Origin of the sequence: Parendozoicomonas callyspongiae, from assembly GCF_023502345.1 — a bacterium.
GTDB classification, from domain to species: Bacteria; Pseudomonadota; Gammaproteobacteria; order Pseudomonadales; family Endozoicomonadaceae; genus Sansalvadorimonas; species Sansalvadorimonas callyspongiae.
In genome coordinates this window covers 73,207-87,515 of sequence record NZ_JAMFLX010000011.1, presented here as the reverse complement: position 1 = coordinate 87,515, position 14,309 = coordinate 73,207, and the positions used below count along the sequence as shown (strand labels likewise).

The window sequence follows — 14,309 nt, the reverse complement described above, 5'->3', positions numbered from 1 at the left end:
CGCTTGTGTTAGTCGCTGGTTGCTGCACAGGAACCGCAGCCGCTCTTGCTGTTTTTAGAGGGACAATGATTATCGCTTGTCGCCACATTCTTCTTACTGCCACCCTTGAAATCGGTCTCGTACCAGCCACCACCTTTCAGGCGAAAGGAGGGAGCGGATATCTGCTTTTTCAGTTCTGGCTTACCACAATTGGGGCAGTCAAGCAGAGGAGCATCGCTGAGTTTCTGAATCGCCTCATGGGAGGCACCGCAATCCTGACAAAGATACTCGTAAATTGGCATGTATAAAGCGCCAGCAATTCCTGATTAATCGATGAACCGCGCATTATATCCCAAGGCAACCCCGGATTGTCACCACTGATTTATACGCTCTCACAGGTGAAAAACCCTGCACCAACAAAATATACAGCTAAAAAAATACCTTTTCACAATAGATATGTTTGCAGAAGCCGCAACCTCTGACTATTTCATAAGATTTATGATCGCCATATGTACAGCCTGCCCATGCCACAAACCCACTTCATCCCCACTGTCATGGCATTATTACTCGTGAGTGGTTCAGGATTTTCTCAGGAAACCTCTGTTTCATCAGATAAAAAGCCAACAGCAAGCCTGGTCAACTCTTCCTCATACGAAAGGAATGTTTAAGACTGATAGTGATCAGAGAAAAGAGTGGGAGAGAGATACGGATATTAAATATGAAATCAAGAAAGGAGCACTGGCCGGTTTTTCTTTCGTTCTTAGAAATGCAACCGCTCGGGGTTCAAGCCATATCGCAGCCAATGAAACAAGGGCCATTATTAATATTGATTCAAAATTCAAACACTTATCAATACCTCCTAAATGGCTGTTGCATTTCCACTACAAGTATTGAAAAATAACTGAACACTTGCAGTACGTGTATTTGATCGCCTTGGGGAAACAAGCTGTCTACCTCAACAGTTGTTATGGCGATAAAAAACATAAAACAAAACAATAAACACACACCCCGGGAGCAGGTGATAATAATGAAAAGATTTACCATTAGCGCTTTAAGCACCGCCATTGTTGCAGCCATGGCTGCAACAAGCGCTCAGGCAGAAAGTTTTGTAGATGACAGCAAGCTGAATGTCCATCTGCGCAACTTCTATAAGAGCCAGAACTATCAAACCGGAACCGCCAAGGCCGAGAAGGATTCAGGCTGGGTTCAGGCCATACGTGCTGATTTTGAATCAGGGTACTTTGCCAATCTTATTGGTATTGATGCGAGCGCACACTATGCCCTCAAGCTTAGCGAGAGCCGCGGTAATGATAAGAAAAGTGGCACAGATCTGTTTGATGTCGATAGCAAAGGCAAAGGCAATAGCTACGGAAAAGTCTTTGGTGCCGTCAAAGTCAACCTGATGGATCAGGGTGTTGCCAAATATGGCCGCATGACAATTGATACTCCACTTCTTAACAGTTCCGACTCAAGAACATTACCAAGCACAGTTGAAGCGCTTTATGTCGATTACTCCATGGAAGGATTTACCGCCTATGGAGCCAGTGCATCAAAGCATAATACCAAGGGTGAAGCCAGCTACGACCACTACGGCTATAACAATAACAAAGACCCTGTAAACACTCTTGGTGTCATGTATTCAATGGATGGTATATCCGCCACGCTTGCCTGGGGTGAGCAGAAAGATTATGCCACTCAGCTTTATGCAGAAGGCGGTTACAAGTTCCCGATTGATGACACCATGACCGTAAGTGTTGGCGCACAATACGGCATGAAAACAGCGAAAGGCAAATATAAGGACGATCTAGAGGCCGGTGCCACAGCTGATAGTAAAAAATTGGTTGATGATATCGACTGGTGGGGAGCCAAGGCCGGACTCGATATGGGAGCTCTCGATCTGTCAATCAGCTATACCAACGTTGCACAGAAGATTAAGGGCGACAAGGCAGGCCTGGGAACAGCCAACCAGGGCTGGGCTCTGAAAGGACAGTTTGATAATAGTCGTCCAGTAACAGGCTCTACAGGGTTTGCCGGGTATAACTCTGTACAACTGGACGACTTCTATGCTGACGGCGAGCAATCCATCATGTACAAAGTCGCCTACGACTTCGCTGAAATGGTACACGGACTCTCTGCCTCTGCTCTCTATGTGGACGGCACTGTGAAGCAAGACGGAAAAGATGCGGATACCAGTGAGTACAACTTCCGTGTCGACTATGAAGTACCGGCCCTTGAGGGACTCACAGTCACCCTTCGTCATGCCCGCTACGAGGCTGACGATGAGGGCAAAACTTACGACGAAGACAAGAAGGATACTCGCGTTATCGTAACCTACGATCTCGCTGTATTCTAAAGACCAAAGATCTTTACCTGCCAAGCCGTCACAGCAATGTGGCGGCTTTTTTTGTAAGTGATTTTACGCACCAATGCCATATATCTTTTGACATAACAGCGATATAGTCACATTGACTGATAAAAACAATAAAGACTGGGGAGAAGCTGCACATGAGAACACTGGAAGGTAAAGTTGTTGCCCTGACAGGTGCAGGATCAGGTATAGGCAGAGCCCTGGCCATCATGCTGAGCAAAGCAGAGTGCAAACTGGCACTTGCAGATATCAATCCTGAATCACTCAAAGACACCTGCGAGCTACTGCCAGAGGATACCGAGAGCTACTGCCAGGCTATTGATGTATCAGACCCCGATCAGGTTCAAAACTTTGCAGATACAACAGCCGAACATTTCGGGCAGGTAGATATCATTATTAACAATGCCGGTGTATTTTTATCTCAGTCCATAGCAGATTTATCCATAAAAGAGATGAAGTGGTTGATGGATATTAATTTCTGGGGAATTGTTTATGGATGTAAATCATTTCTACCCTATCTCCAGAAACAAAACGATGCCCACATTGTTAATATTTCCAGCATCTTTGGCCTTGTCACAACGCCCAATCAGTCTGCTTATTGCGCCAGCAAATTTGCCGTTCGCGGCTTTACCGAAACACTGAGACAGGAAACAAAACACACCGGCATTCATGTTTCCTGTGTTATACCAGGTGGAATTAAAACCAATATTGTCAGGAATGGACGATTCTTTACCGGACCAAATGAAGACTCAACTAGAGATAAAGCAGCACAACGGTTTGAAGAAATGGCTACCATCAGTCCGGAACGGGCTGCTCAGGTTATTATTAATGGTATATTAAGCAACAGAAAGAGGATTTTTATTGGGCCAGATACAAGACTGATCGATATTGCCTCACGCTTGTTACCCGTTCGCTGTGAAGCAATCTTAGGAAAAGGATTAAAAGGAGTTTTAAATTAAAATAGAACAATGCCGGACATGCATTTAATTTTTATTGATCACGCATGTCCGGCATCCTGATGTCAGCTCAGCGCAAACTCTTTTAATTTCTTGAGAGGCCTTACCCGGACCTGAACCGTTGCAGGCTTTGCTGCTACATCCATCAATTCGCCCGGACGGAATGGGTTAGGTACATTCTTCTTGGCTTTTTGAGCCGGTTTCTTTTTCGTTACGATTTTTAGAAGACCGGGAATAGTAAATTCACCACAACCACGCTTCTTGATATGACGTTCTATTAATACAGTTAGCTCCTCAAGAACATTACTGACATCTTTTCTTGTCAGATCCGTGTTTTGGGCAATTTCAGCCAGAATCTGGCTTTTGGTAAGTTTATCTTTAATTGCTGCTGCCATTTTCTTGTCTCCAGGCATGTCATCCTAACAATACTGAAAATCCGGTTTTTTTCTGCTTACAGCACGCCAGCCTTTTTATCAAATTACCCATACAGCTTCCTGCCCCAGGGCAACGGGGAAACAACTTGGAACAACTCTCTGGAACTACAATGACATATCAATGGGCAACGACCAGATAATTCCGGTTACCACCCCCCGACGTTACAGGATATCGGATGCGGTCAACTGATACTCTGCAATAACAACAGGTGATTTAAAGACGTTAAACACCCTGGAGTTGTAACAGATATACAGCCGACTACGACACCAATATAAACCAGAGATTTTCCGCTTGCGAGTGTTTTTTATGCATTTTTACCCATTTTTTTAATATTTTTCTCTCAACAAATGCTGCATATCTTTACAGAAAACATTGAGTAATGAATATTAATCAGGGTAAATTATTATTGCGGTCCTATATATATTCTCAATACCAACAACATCGACAGGACATTTGGACGGGACATGTATCTGAAATATCTTAAATATCTACAGCTGGTTACAGGTCTGGTGCTTGTCTGCTTTTTCATTGCGGCACCATACGCCATGCCGGCTCTTTATCCGGATCTTTATCCGGCCATGCCTGCTGCCTATTCAACCGGAAGCATCCCCTCTCTTCTGATTCTGCTTGCTGCCGGTGGCGCCAACCTGATGTCGGGTTGCTACCTGACTGTTTTCTCTGGAGCCAGAAGAACCCTACAGGGGCTTGGATCAATATTCTTATTGGCGGCCGGGATTGCCAGTGCATTTAACGCCGCTGGTTTTCTTCCTGTATCTCCTCATGCAGAAGGCCTGCCTTTTATAACTGTGGCAACACTGGTTGCTGGCCTGGTTATCCATGCTCTCAGCAATCTTCACAGGTTAAGCCCTGGGCATACTGCAATAGAAGATGATGGTTCTCGGGAATGTGGTACCGTCAAGTGGTTCAATGTATCAAAAGGGTTTGGCTTTATTACCCGTGATCATGGTGGTGATATTTTTGTTCACTACCGCGCTATACGGGGTGAAGGTCACAGGACACTAAGTGAAGGCCAGCGTGTCGAGTTCCAAGTGGCCAACAAGGAAAAAGGCCTGCAGGCAGAAGATGTAGTCGCAGCACGCCGATAGCAAAAAGCCCGATTAGAAATCGGGCTTTTTAATCTGCAATTATTCCAATGCATCACTGGCCAAGCATCAAGCAATATTTGACCTAGTAATGGGGAGGAGGCACATTTCCCTCCTCTCCTTCCAGTTGGTTACTGATCATCAGCTGAATCTGTTGCTTGAGAAGACTCACCTCTCGACGCAAAGCCTCAATATCTCCCTGCTGACGGGTCACGACATCATTTAACTGCTGCACACTATCTTCCTGAAAACTCAACTGAGTCTGCAGTTCAAGAAGTTCATCATTCATCGCTCTGCTCCCAGGCCTTGAACGGTTACCCGGCTCACCAGCCTGTCAGTTATTACGCTGCAGGTACCAGCCACGTTGTAAACACGGTTGCCAAACGCTGCCTGATATCCTCAACCTGTTCCTCAGTATAGGGGACAGCGGATTTATATCCCCAAACAGGTGCAGGCCAGGCCTGATCATCAACACGACGGACAACATGGTGGACATGGAGCTGACGCACAATATTACCCAGGGCAGCAACATTCATTTTGTCGGCTGCAAAAACATCCTTGAGCTTCTCGGTGACATAGGAAGACTCTTTCATCAGCAGCTGCTGCTCTTCCGATGTCAGCTGGTAGATCTCTTCAACACCAGCCACACGGGGAACAAGAATAAACCATGGGTAGCTGACATCATTCATCAACAGCATCCTGCACAAGGGAAAGTCCCCAATAACCAGGCAATCATCGGATAGTCGCTGATCCAGCTCAAAATGATCCATTGGACAGAATCCCTAGTGAAGAAGTCGGCAACTATACTTGCAACGGGAACCTGTGGGCAATATCAGTTTTCGGTGAGATTTTTCTCAATTCTGAGAAATGTTTTTTGATCTAGAATCCCGCGCTCACGCCACATCCTGAGCAGGCCTGCCGGGGTTTCTTTCTGATGATTTTGTGCCTCAAGGCTCTGGCGCCCACCATAACGCTTCAACAGATCGAAAGATGAATCTGGAACACGCCACATCACAGCCAGATGCATTGGCCACTGACCACCATGTACACCTCCTGGAACTGCACGATTAACGCCTTCAGTAGCCTTACTCAGTACAACCTCAAGCACTCCTGGCAATCCGGTTTTCAGGGCATGAATCACAAGGTCATATCCCTGCTTATCCCTGACAAGAATCAGGTTTCTAGCATGTTCTGCAGAATACCGATTGAAAAAGGCCCGAAGGGCATTAGGAAAGCTATTTCCGGCAAGAAAGCGGGCAAACTCAACCTCGCCTTCTCCGAATGACTGAAAGTCCTCATCAGCAAAAACACCACTGGAGATAGCGTCCTGCAAGGCCAGATCCATTCTGACCTGCATATTAACATCTATAGCATTGGCTGAAACCACACTACGCAACTGGTTCCTTGGGATAATACCCAGCGTTCTGATTCGCCTAACCAAAGCATCATATTTTTGATCACGGGTATCCTGGCGCGCCACATATCTGAGCAGATCCAACCGTTCTTCTTCACTCTGAAGCTCTGCTCCAGCCTCAAGAGCTTTCCAGATAAACTGAGTTGACCAACCCCAGCGCATCAGGGCACCTAGTAAAGTATCACGATTGGGTCCGGTCTGAAGATTAACCTGCCCCCCCATATCCAGGGCTAACTGAAGCATCTCAGGATTTCTATTTGAAACCGCACTGAGCAGGAAAGTACTGCCCGCCCCATCAGCTGTATTGATATCGGCTCCGTGCTTTACAGCCCAGCGAGCCAGATCGGGAAGGTTATTGGTTCCGGAAAATGTGAGAAGGTTCTGCCTGGAACCCTCCGAGAAGCCGGAAACAGGAGCATTGATAAATATTGTGAGGGCACGCTGGCTGCCTGTCTGCCGGAACTCTTTGACCGAAGCTTGCCATGGCTGGACGAGAACATCCTCGACAGCCTTACGCCCATCAGCCTGAACCAAACCTGAGACAAGAAAAGCAGCGATCAGAACAGAGAACAGCCAAGCACTAAACCAAGCCCTGCACTCTTGTGAAAATCTGGGAACCCGGAAGTGTAGATGGTCAGGCATTTTCTTACCCCGAAACAGTCTATACGGGGTTATCGCCTGAAGATCCCGGTTATCCAGTCAGAAACAGGAACCGCCGGCTCTATGGCCGGCGGTTTTAGTGATCTATTATGGGGATACAGAGAATTACAGGGTATCCGCGTTATCAGCCAGATAAGAAGCCACACCATCAGGGTTGGCATCCATACCCTTATCACCCTTGTTCCAGCCCGCTGGGCAAACTTCACCGTGCTCTTCATGGAACTGCAGGGCATCAACCAGACGAATCAGCTCATCCATGTTGCGACCCAGAGGAAGATCATTCACGATCTGGGAACGAACCACGCCGTTCTTATCAATCAGGAAAGCACCACGGAAGGCAACGCCACCCTCAGATTCAACATCATAAGCCTTGGCAATATCATGACGCATATCGGCCGCCAGAGTGTAACCAACCTGACCGATGCCACCCTTGTCTACAGGGGTATTACGCCATGCATTGTGAGTAAAGTGAGAGTCAATGGAAACACCAATTACTTCCACACCCTTCTCTTTGAACTGATCCATACGATGATCCAGTGCAATCAGCTCAGAAGGGCATACAAAGGTAAAATCCAGAGGGTAAAAGAACAGCAGACCATATTTACCTTTAATAGCTCCTGCCAGGTTGAACTCATCAATAATAGAGCCATCAGCCAAAACAGCAGGTACGGTAAAATCAGGTGCTTGCTTGCCAACCAGAACAGCCATTATTTCTCTCCACTCGATATGGGTTAACCACCTCAGACCACCACGCAAAGCGAAGAAGCCCGTTGAAAACACGCACATACTACACCGCCGCCAGCAAAACTCCCACACCAAAATAGGCAAAAGCCGATAGTATTTCCCATATAAGACAATAGAGAAAAACTATTGAAAATCTATCTTGGAAGGAGAGGAAACGAGTGGGCACCAGAAGTGTAGCCAGACAGCAGACAGGAAGCACTCGCCAACAGACGCTGACGAGCGAATAAAACGATCAGGCGTCAGCAGAACCAACGGCATCTTTGACCATCTTTTGCAGATCCCCTTTCTCATAAAGATCACTGATAATATCACTGCCGCCAACAAGCTCACCTCCAATCCACAACTGGGGGAATGTAGGCCAGTTGGCATACTTGGGCAGGTTCACTCTAATTTCAGGGTGAGCCAGCACATCAACATAAGCGAACTTTTCACCACAGGCAGCCAGCACCTGCACAGCACGGGAAGAAAAACCGCACTGGGGCAGACGGGGTGACCCCTTCATAAACAGCAGCACAGGGTTATTCTCAATCTGCTGCCGGATCTGCTCCATTACGTCCTCAGACATCACTCCACCTCAAGTCACTTGTTTATATCTGAGCCGAGTATACATGAGCTACACCTAAGCAGAAATCCCACTTGAGGCATGCCCTCTATCACAACAATTGGTACCAAAGGTTCAATTTACTTCTACACTTTGCCAACCTTAGTAATAGATTCAGTTAATCAACCATGACAGGGAATCAGGCAAATCTCCGACATTTCAGACCTGTTCTAGCCCTCATCGGGCTTCTAGTGGCCTGTGTGTCATTTCCTGCCATAGCGTCACCACATAAACAACCAAATCCAGTTAATCCTCCCAAAAAAACGCCTCCTCCAAGAGTGACCCAATCCAAAACAGTGCCTCCCATCACGAAAGTATCATTAAGCGTGAACTATGCACGCAATTGGCCTCTGGATGCACAACTGCGGAAGGGGCCCCCAGATGAAAAAAATGCATTCAAAGAGTTGCATTTATGGATTAAGAATCAGCGGGAGATAAAGGGTCTGCCCAGCCCTTATGAAAAGCCTGTATACAGGCGGCTATCCCTGTTTGATCCCAACAGAAATATTGTTGTTCCCCTGATAGGCAGCAGCATTCCCAGCCAGTCAAAGAGCCTGGGACACCCAGAAAGTTCTGAGATTCGCCTAAGTAGCGAGTTTATCGAGAAACTGTTTCAACAATTTCCACGATTAAAAAAACCCGGGCAATGGCTTGTTGTTTTAACAGACGATGAGAACAACGTTTTAGAAATACTGGCAACGCCCAAAGATGAAGTTGCCAAATGGCCTGGGTATGTCCCGGCAGCTTTAAATAAAACAGATTCCGGGTATATCAATTTAAATAATAAAGCGCTCAAGGCTTCAAATAGAATACTTGGTCTCACCACGATCAATCAAAAAAATCCTGCTGTTTTACGGCTGGCAAACCTGCCTGATGAAGATATGCAGAAAGTTCCCATTCCTAAAATGCCGATAGAACAATTGAAGCAGCTGCCGAATCAAATCAGGGAAGGTCTGGCTCTCTCCACATCTGAAACCATAACCACCCCCCCAAAAAAACCAGAGGATAGTGAACTCAAATACCATCAGGAAAGAGTCCTCTTGCCTGTAACTTCTATCACCCTCCATGAAGATTTCATCGTTAAGGATCCGAATGGTAATCCACACATTGTTGTCACCACCAACTGGCCTGCCAGCCAATTAACGGCAGAAGCAGCCACCAAAAATCTCCCGGAGATAAGTGATCTACACAAAATCATGGCCTCTGAACCACCGCCAGAAGGGAGGAGACTTGATCTTGTCATCGGTCAAAAGTCAGGGGTAGCCAAAGCAGAGAATGGACTGTTTCACCGTATAGCTAACTTCCCCGTCCCAGACTCTCCCGAGTGGGATACCACCCAAATCAGCCGCCTTGACGTTGAAGTGTCCGTTAAAGATATGCTTCTCCTGCATACCAACCCATCAATGCGTCATCAGGCTCTTTACGTAAGAGAAATCATTGAAAAAGAAACTAAAGACGGCATAACCACTGAAACACACCTCTACCCTCTGGCTAACGAAAGAACAGTCGATTCACTAGCCCGAGAAGCTTTTAAGCAATCAAATATATCGAGCTATACTCGCGATGACCTCTTACTCCACACATCTCCATCAACCATCATTCCAAAGATCACATTCTATGTTAACAGAGACGATTTAAGGCCTTCCTATAAAAACCTACTAACCCCCAACTATAAGAGGGAGACTGGTCACCAGCAGCAATGGGGTAAATATAATCAGAAAAGTGTTGAAGTTTCACCGGTGGCTGGTAATACCAATGCCACAGTTTTGATAGCCAACTCGACAACCCAGTATAATAAAGATCAGACCATGGAAAAGGTTCTGATGGTAAGAGAGCTTACAGAAGAAGAGCTTATTGCCGGTGCACCACTCAGCCAGGCACAGTTAAAAAACCGCGGACACTTTTATCCCATGACTGGCCGACCTGACAAACCCGGTGACAAAAAGGACAAGGATGAGAAAAACAGAAAAAGAAGATTTCGCATAACACCCAAAGGCACGGAAGACAAAGCTTCCAGCATGGCCCATTTAAGAAAAAAGAATACTGACAAAGTCATTAATGACACCCTCAGACTCTGGCAGGAAGAGTACCTCCAACAGCAGCATGTTGATCGTGATGGTGGTAGTGGTGGCGGCCCAGGAAGAGGAAGTGGAACACACCAGCCAGCAGGAGCAGGAAGAGATGGAATTGGTATTTTTCAAGCCCCATCCCTGATTTGGCAAAGTCTGATCTGGGCCAAAAATGGAGTTATTGAACACCCCTTTTATACCTTAGCGACCATTGCTGCAGGCAAAGCAGCTATTGACCTCTATCGCCAATGGAACCAGCTACCCGGTGCCCGAGAGGTTCTGTTCAAGAAAGCCCAGGCAAGCCTTGCTACGGATTCCCCCTTTGAGCAGGAGGCCCTTGAAAAGCTTATTATGGGCACACCGGATCATCTTCTTTACCTCTGGGGACCTGACACCATCGCAAACTGGACACACCAGGCTTGTGAGAACTGGTGTAAACGACACCCTTGCAATGCCCGCCACCTTCCTGAAGTGTTTGCTCACTATGTTCTGGCCCCAGTTTTTGCCGGAAAAGAGAGACTGCAGGAAGAAATCCGCTTTCGAATAAGCGGGCAACCCATTGAATCATCATCCCCGTGGGCAAGGGCAGTTAAACTGCGTAGAGACGGCTATCCAGCTGCCGTGGACCTTGAGCCGGTTGGAAACACCCACTGGCTTGTAGAACTGGATGAGCAAGGACTTGTGTCACGGGCACGCAATCAGCAACAATTACAGCAGAAACCCGTCAAGATCTGGCGGTACAGCTTTCTGGAAGACAAGTACACCAAGCCTATGCATGACAGGTTTGCCAGTATAAGTGGCAATCTACCTTTTATTGATGTCACTGGGCAGTATCGCCGCACCACAACGTACCCCCCGGATAGCCAGCGCTATGGTGTTTACATCTGTACGACAGTGGACGGCACCAACTGGCGAGCTATCGACTTTACAGGAGAAGTCCCCAGCATCCTGGGGACTCCGGCGATTATCGGCTATGCCCACAAAGCTGAAAATGGCTGGTGCCTGGTCAGTTCAATGGATAAATGGCTGGCAGTCGTTCTTGAAAATGGTGGCGTAGATATCCTCCATCCCATAGAACCCAAATACCCTGTGAGACTCAACCTGCAGCAAATGATGACGGCACCTGCAGAGCAACTTGGCGACCGGCAGTGTAACCTGCAGTTCTGGGAAGATCGTCAATGGCACAATATTGGAATACGCGATACCAGTCAGCCTGGAGAAGTTGAAGCAGACCTGCCTGCCAATGCACTCTTCCGGGTCCGCTGTCACCAGGAAACAGCTCTATTCACCCTTGGCCCTCATTTTCAGACCATGGAGCTATGGAGCTGGCCAGCAGCCCTGAACAAAATGGCCTTCAAGAACTTCCCTGAGCAGGTACTTAAACAAACCGACAGCTATCCAAAATTTCAACCACAAGGGTGACTAGGGGGCCTGTTCACAATTGAAAATCCCCTAAGGCATTGCCAATGCAGAACCGTCATAGCTAAGATGCTCTTGGGAGAGTTGTATTGACAATAAAATGAGCCAGATAATGAACGACACCCTAATGACAACTTATAACCGTCTACCCGTAAGTTTTACCAAAGGATCAGGAATTTGGCTGGAAGCAAGCGACGGACGACGTTATCTGGATGCTCTTTCCGGCATTGCTGTCTGTGGTCTTGGACATGCCCACCCAGCAATATCCGCAGCTATCAGCGAACAAAGTTCACAGCTTTTGCATACATCGAACCTCTATGGCATTGAGAAACAGCAGCAGCTTGCTGACCGGCTGACAGATATTACCGGAATGGAAAAAGCCTTTTTCTGCAACTCCGGAGCTGAAGCCAACGAGTGCGCTATAAAAATTGCGCGCCGGGTTGGCCACCAAAGAGGGATTCAAACACCGGGTATTATTGTTATGGAAGGCTCCTTCCATGGCAGAACTCTTGCCACCCTGACAGCAACAGCCAACGAAGGAGCGAAAAAAGGTTTCGGCCCGCTTGTTGAAGGTTTTTTCAGAGCTCCTTATAACAATCCGGACGCCGTTGCTGCGTTTTCCGACAACCCGGATATTGTCGCGGTGCTGGTTGAACCCATTCAGGGAGAAGGTGGCATACAGATTCCTGCGGAAGATTACCTCGAACAACTCCGTGAAATATGCAACCAGAATAACTGGCTGCTGATGCTGGATGAAATTCAGAGCGGAACAGGACGAACCGGTCACTGGTTTGCATGCAATGGAGCCGGTGTCAGCCCTGATGTGATAACTGTAGCCAAGGGTCTTGGCAACGGCGTGCCTATCGGTGTCTGCCTGGCAAGAGAAGATGCTGCCGCTGCTTTGGTACCCGGCTCTCACGGTACTACTTTCGGTGGGAACCCTCTCTGCTGCGCCACAGCTCTGGCCGTTCTGGACACGATCGAGAATGAGAACCTGCTGCAGAATGCTGCCTCTACCGGTCAATATCTGCTGGATCTGTTGCGTGAAGGCTTAGGTCATGCCGATGGAATCACAGATATTCGCGGTATTGGTTTACTGCTGGCTATAGAGCTGGAACGCCCCTGTGGAGAGCTGGTTCAAAAAGCACTGGATAATAATCTGTTGATCAATGTGACGGCAGGTAATGTTATCCGCCTGCTTCCTCCCCTAATTACAACTCGCGAGCAGGCTGCAGAGATCGCTGCCGGATTAATTCCGCTGGTACAGAATTTTCTGAACAAGAACCATGACCAGACAACGTAAATGGCATTAGCATAATCCAGACACGTTTTCCGAGCCTGCACTGCCTTTACAAAACCACGTTCTCATGAAAGTCTGCAGTTACGGCCCTGCCGGGCTGTAACAAATAACTAGAACAAAGAGCAATCACATGAAAAAGACGCCCTTTATAAAACAGGCGATGAAAACGCCTTTGTTACCCATTACCAACCAACCTTCCGTGCCAAAAACTCCTCGCCAAAACACCCTTCGCCGACGTTCCAGGCGATAGACTCCTGACCTGAGTACACCCCTTACTTCCAAAATATAAAGTTAAAGGCTTACCGGTTGACCTGTGCCTGCAGGTAAAGTGGTTTTACTCTCGGAATATAATATTTCAGACCACTGATACGGGTCGCCGTTGCCGGGTGAGTACTCACAAACTCCGGAGGCTGCTGTCTATTTTTGGCCGCCATTTTCTGCCAGAGAGTGACCGCAGCTTCTGGGTTATATCCAGCACGCGCCATTAACTCCAGACCAATAATATCCGCTTCAGCCTCTTTTTCCCGGCTGTTAGGGAGAGTCATGGCGTAATAGACGACCTGGTTGGCCAGATTCAGATTCTCTTTTTCCACACCGAAAATAGACCCCGCAACATTGCTGCCCAGTTGAACCATATACGCTTCCGACATGGCCTCACGGCCATGTTCTCGCAGTGCATGAGCTATTTCGTGTCCCATAACGGCGGCAATTTCATCATCGGTCAGGTCCAGTCCATCAATAATCCCGGTGTAAAAAACGATCCTGCCACCGGGTAAACAGCTGGCATTCATGGTTTTATCGCTGATCAAACTGATCTGCCAGGGCCAACGACTGGCATCTTTTCGAAAAACTCCCACCTGGGCTATGATGCGATCACCGATTCTCTGTAACCGATCTTTTTCTGAACCAGCACTGACCAGAACTTTCTGCTCCTTGGCGCTGTTCAGCATCTGGATGTAGCTCTGCCGGGATAACTCATCGACCTGCTTCGGGGTCAGCAGCATAAACATACTTTGCTCTCGCCCGACGCCAACAGTTCCACCACTGGTTGTCGTTACAGACTGACATCCCAGCAATCCAGTAATAAGCAGGGAAAGGATCAGCCACCTTCGGATTGACCTATTTCGTACAGACCATACCTTCATAATGAGCCCCACATTTCACTATCAAACAGCCATGAGCGGATTACCACGGCATTTTCATGGCGTTTCACCGCATATTCTGCCAGAGTTCAGCTGCAGCATCATAAAACTGCAACAGC

At 47.5% G+C, this 14,309-nt stretch carries 13 protein-coding genes and 1 pseudogene; 6 read left to right on the top strand and 8 right to left on the bottom strand.

The genetic code is table 11. From position 1 onward, the window contains the following. Nucleotides 1-8 precede the first annotated feature (8 nt). Nucleotides 9-281: an FmdB family zinc ribbon protein gene (locus M3P05_RS09850; protein WP_249699398.1), complete on the bottom strand. Its 273-nt coding sequence runs from the start codon at nt 279-281 to the stop codon at nt 9-11. A 358-nt stretch (nt 282-639) separates the two neighbouring features. Here M3P05_RS09850 and M3P05_RS09845 point away from each other — a divergent pair, with 358 nt between their 5' ends. The 3 genes from M3P05_RS09845 to M3P05_RS09835 all read left to right on the top strand — a co-directional run bounded on the left by M3P05_RS09845 (nt 640) and on the right by M3P05_RS09835 (nt 3,306). After that, nucleotides 640-873 (top strand): OprD family outer membrane porin, encoded by a 234-nt coding sequence (locus M3P05_RS09845; RefSeq protein ID WP_249699397.1) that lies wholly within the window; start codon nt 640-642, stop codon nt 871-873. A 133-nt stretch (nt 874-1,006) separates the two neighbouring features. Then, nucleotides 1,007-2,332 (top strand): OprD family outer membrane porin, encoded by a 1,326-nt coding sequence (locus tag M3P05_RS09840; protein ID WP_249699396.1) that lies wholly within the window; start codon nt 1,007-1,009, stop codon nt 2,330-2,332. 152 nt (nt 2,333-2,484) lie between these two features. Further along, a complete protein-coding gene (locus M3P05_RS09835) occupies nt 2,485-3,306 on the top strand; it encodes an SDR family NAD(P)-dependent oxidoreductase (RefSeq protein ID WP_249699395.1) in 822 nt (273 codons plus the stop codon). A 62-nt stretch (nt 3,307-3,368) separates the two neighbouring features. Here M3P05_RS09835 and M3P05_RS09830 read toward each other — a convergent pair whose 3' ends face one another. Next, complete coding sequence (locus M3P05_RS09830; protein ID WP_249699393.1) at nt 3,369-3,698, bottom strand: HU family DNA-binding protein; 330 nt, start codon at nt 3,696-3,698, stop codon at nt 3,369-3,371. 930 nt (nt 3,699-4,628) lie between these two features. On the opposite strand from M3P05_RS09830, the pseudogene M3P05_RS21115 reads away from it, so the two are divergent. After that, a pseudogene (locus tag M3P05_RS21115) lies at nt 4,629-4,844 on the top strand (cold-shock protein); the annotation flags it as partial. Between the two features lie 82 nt (nt 4,845-4,926). Here M3P05_RS21115 and M3P05_RS09820 read toward each other — a convergent pair. The 5 genes from M3P05_RS09820 to grxD all read right to left on the bottom strand — a co-directional run bounded on the left by M3P05_RS09820 (nt 4,927) and on the right by grxD (nt 8,224). Then, nucleotides 4,927-5,130, bottom strand: a complete 204-nt coding sequence (locus M3P05_RS09820) for a SlyX family protein (protein ID WP_249699391.1) — start codon at nt 5,128-5,130, stop codon at nt 4,927-4,929. A 52-nt stretch (nt 5,131-5,182) separates the two neighbouring features. Then, nucleotides 5,183-5,611: an HIT domain-containing protein gene (locus M3P05_RS09815; RefSeq protein WP_249699390.1), complete on the bottom strand. Its 429-nt coding sequence runs from the start codon at nt 5,609-5,611 to the stop codon at nt 5,183-5,185. 62 nt (nt 5,612-5,673) lie between these two features. Continuing rightward, the gene (locus M3P05_RS09810; protein ID WP_249699389.1) at nt 5,674-6,897 is read right to left on the bottom strand and encodes an ankyrin repeat domain-containing protein; all 1,224 of its coding nucleotides are present in this window, start codon (nt 6,895-6,897) and stop codon (nt 5,674-5,676) included. A 123-nt stretch (nt 6,898-7,020) separates the two neighbouring features. Beyond that, a complete protein-coding gene (locus M3P05_RS09805; protein ID WP_249699459.1) occupies nt 7,021-7,623 on the bottom strand; it encodes a peroxiredoxin in 603 nt (200 codons plus the stop codon). 268 nt (nt 7,624-7,891) lie between these two features. Beyond that, nucleotides 7,892-8,224: a Grx4 family monothiol glutaredoxin gene (gene grxD, locus M3P05_RS09800; protein ID WP_249699388.1), complete on the bottom strand. Its 333-nt coding sequence runs from the start codon at nt 8,222-8,224 to the stop codon at nt 7,892-7,894. 362 nt (nt 8,225-8,586) lie between these two features. Between grxD and M3P05_RS09795 the strand changes: the two genes are divergently transcribed. Next, entirely contained in the window at nt 8,587-11,751 is a 3,165-nt protein-coding gene (locus M3P05_RS09795; RefSeq protein ID WP_249699387.1) for a hypothetical protein, read from the top strand. 109 nt (nt 11,752-11,860) lie between these two features. Further along, nucleotides 11,861-13,051 carry an aspartate aminotransferase family protein gene (locus tag M3P05_RS09790; RefSeq protein WP_249699386.1) on the top strand — a complete coding sequence of 397 codons (1,191 nt, stop codon included), beginning with the start codon at nt 11,861-11,863 and terminating at the stop codon, nt 13,049-13,051. A gap of 296 nt (nt 13,052-13,347) precedes the next feature. Here the strand turns inward: M3P05_RS09790 and M3P05_RS09785 are convergent, their stop codons facing one another. Continuing rightward, complete coding sequence (locus tag M3P05_RS09785) at nt 13,348-14,058, bottom strand: M48 family metallopeptidase (RefSeq protein WP_249699385.1); 711 nt, start codon at nt 14,056-14,058, stop codon at nt 13,348-13,350. Nucleotides 14,059-14,309: the final 251 nt, after the last annotated feature.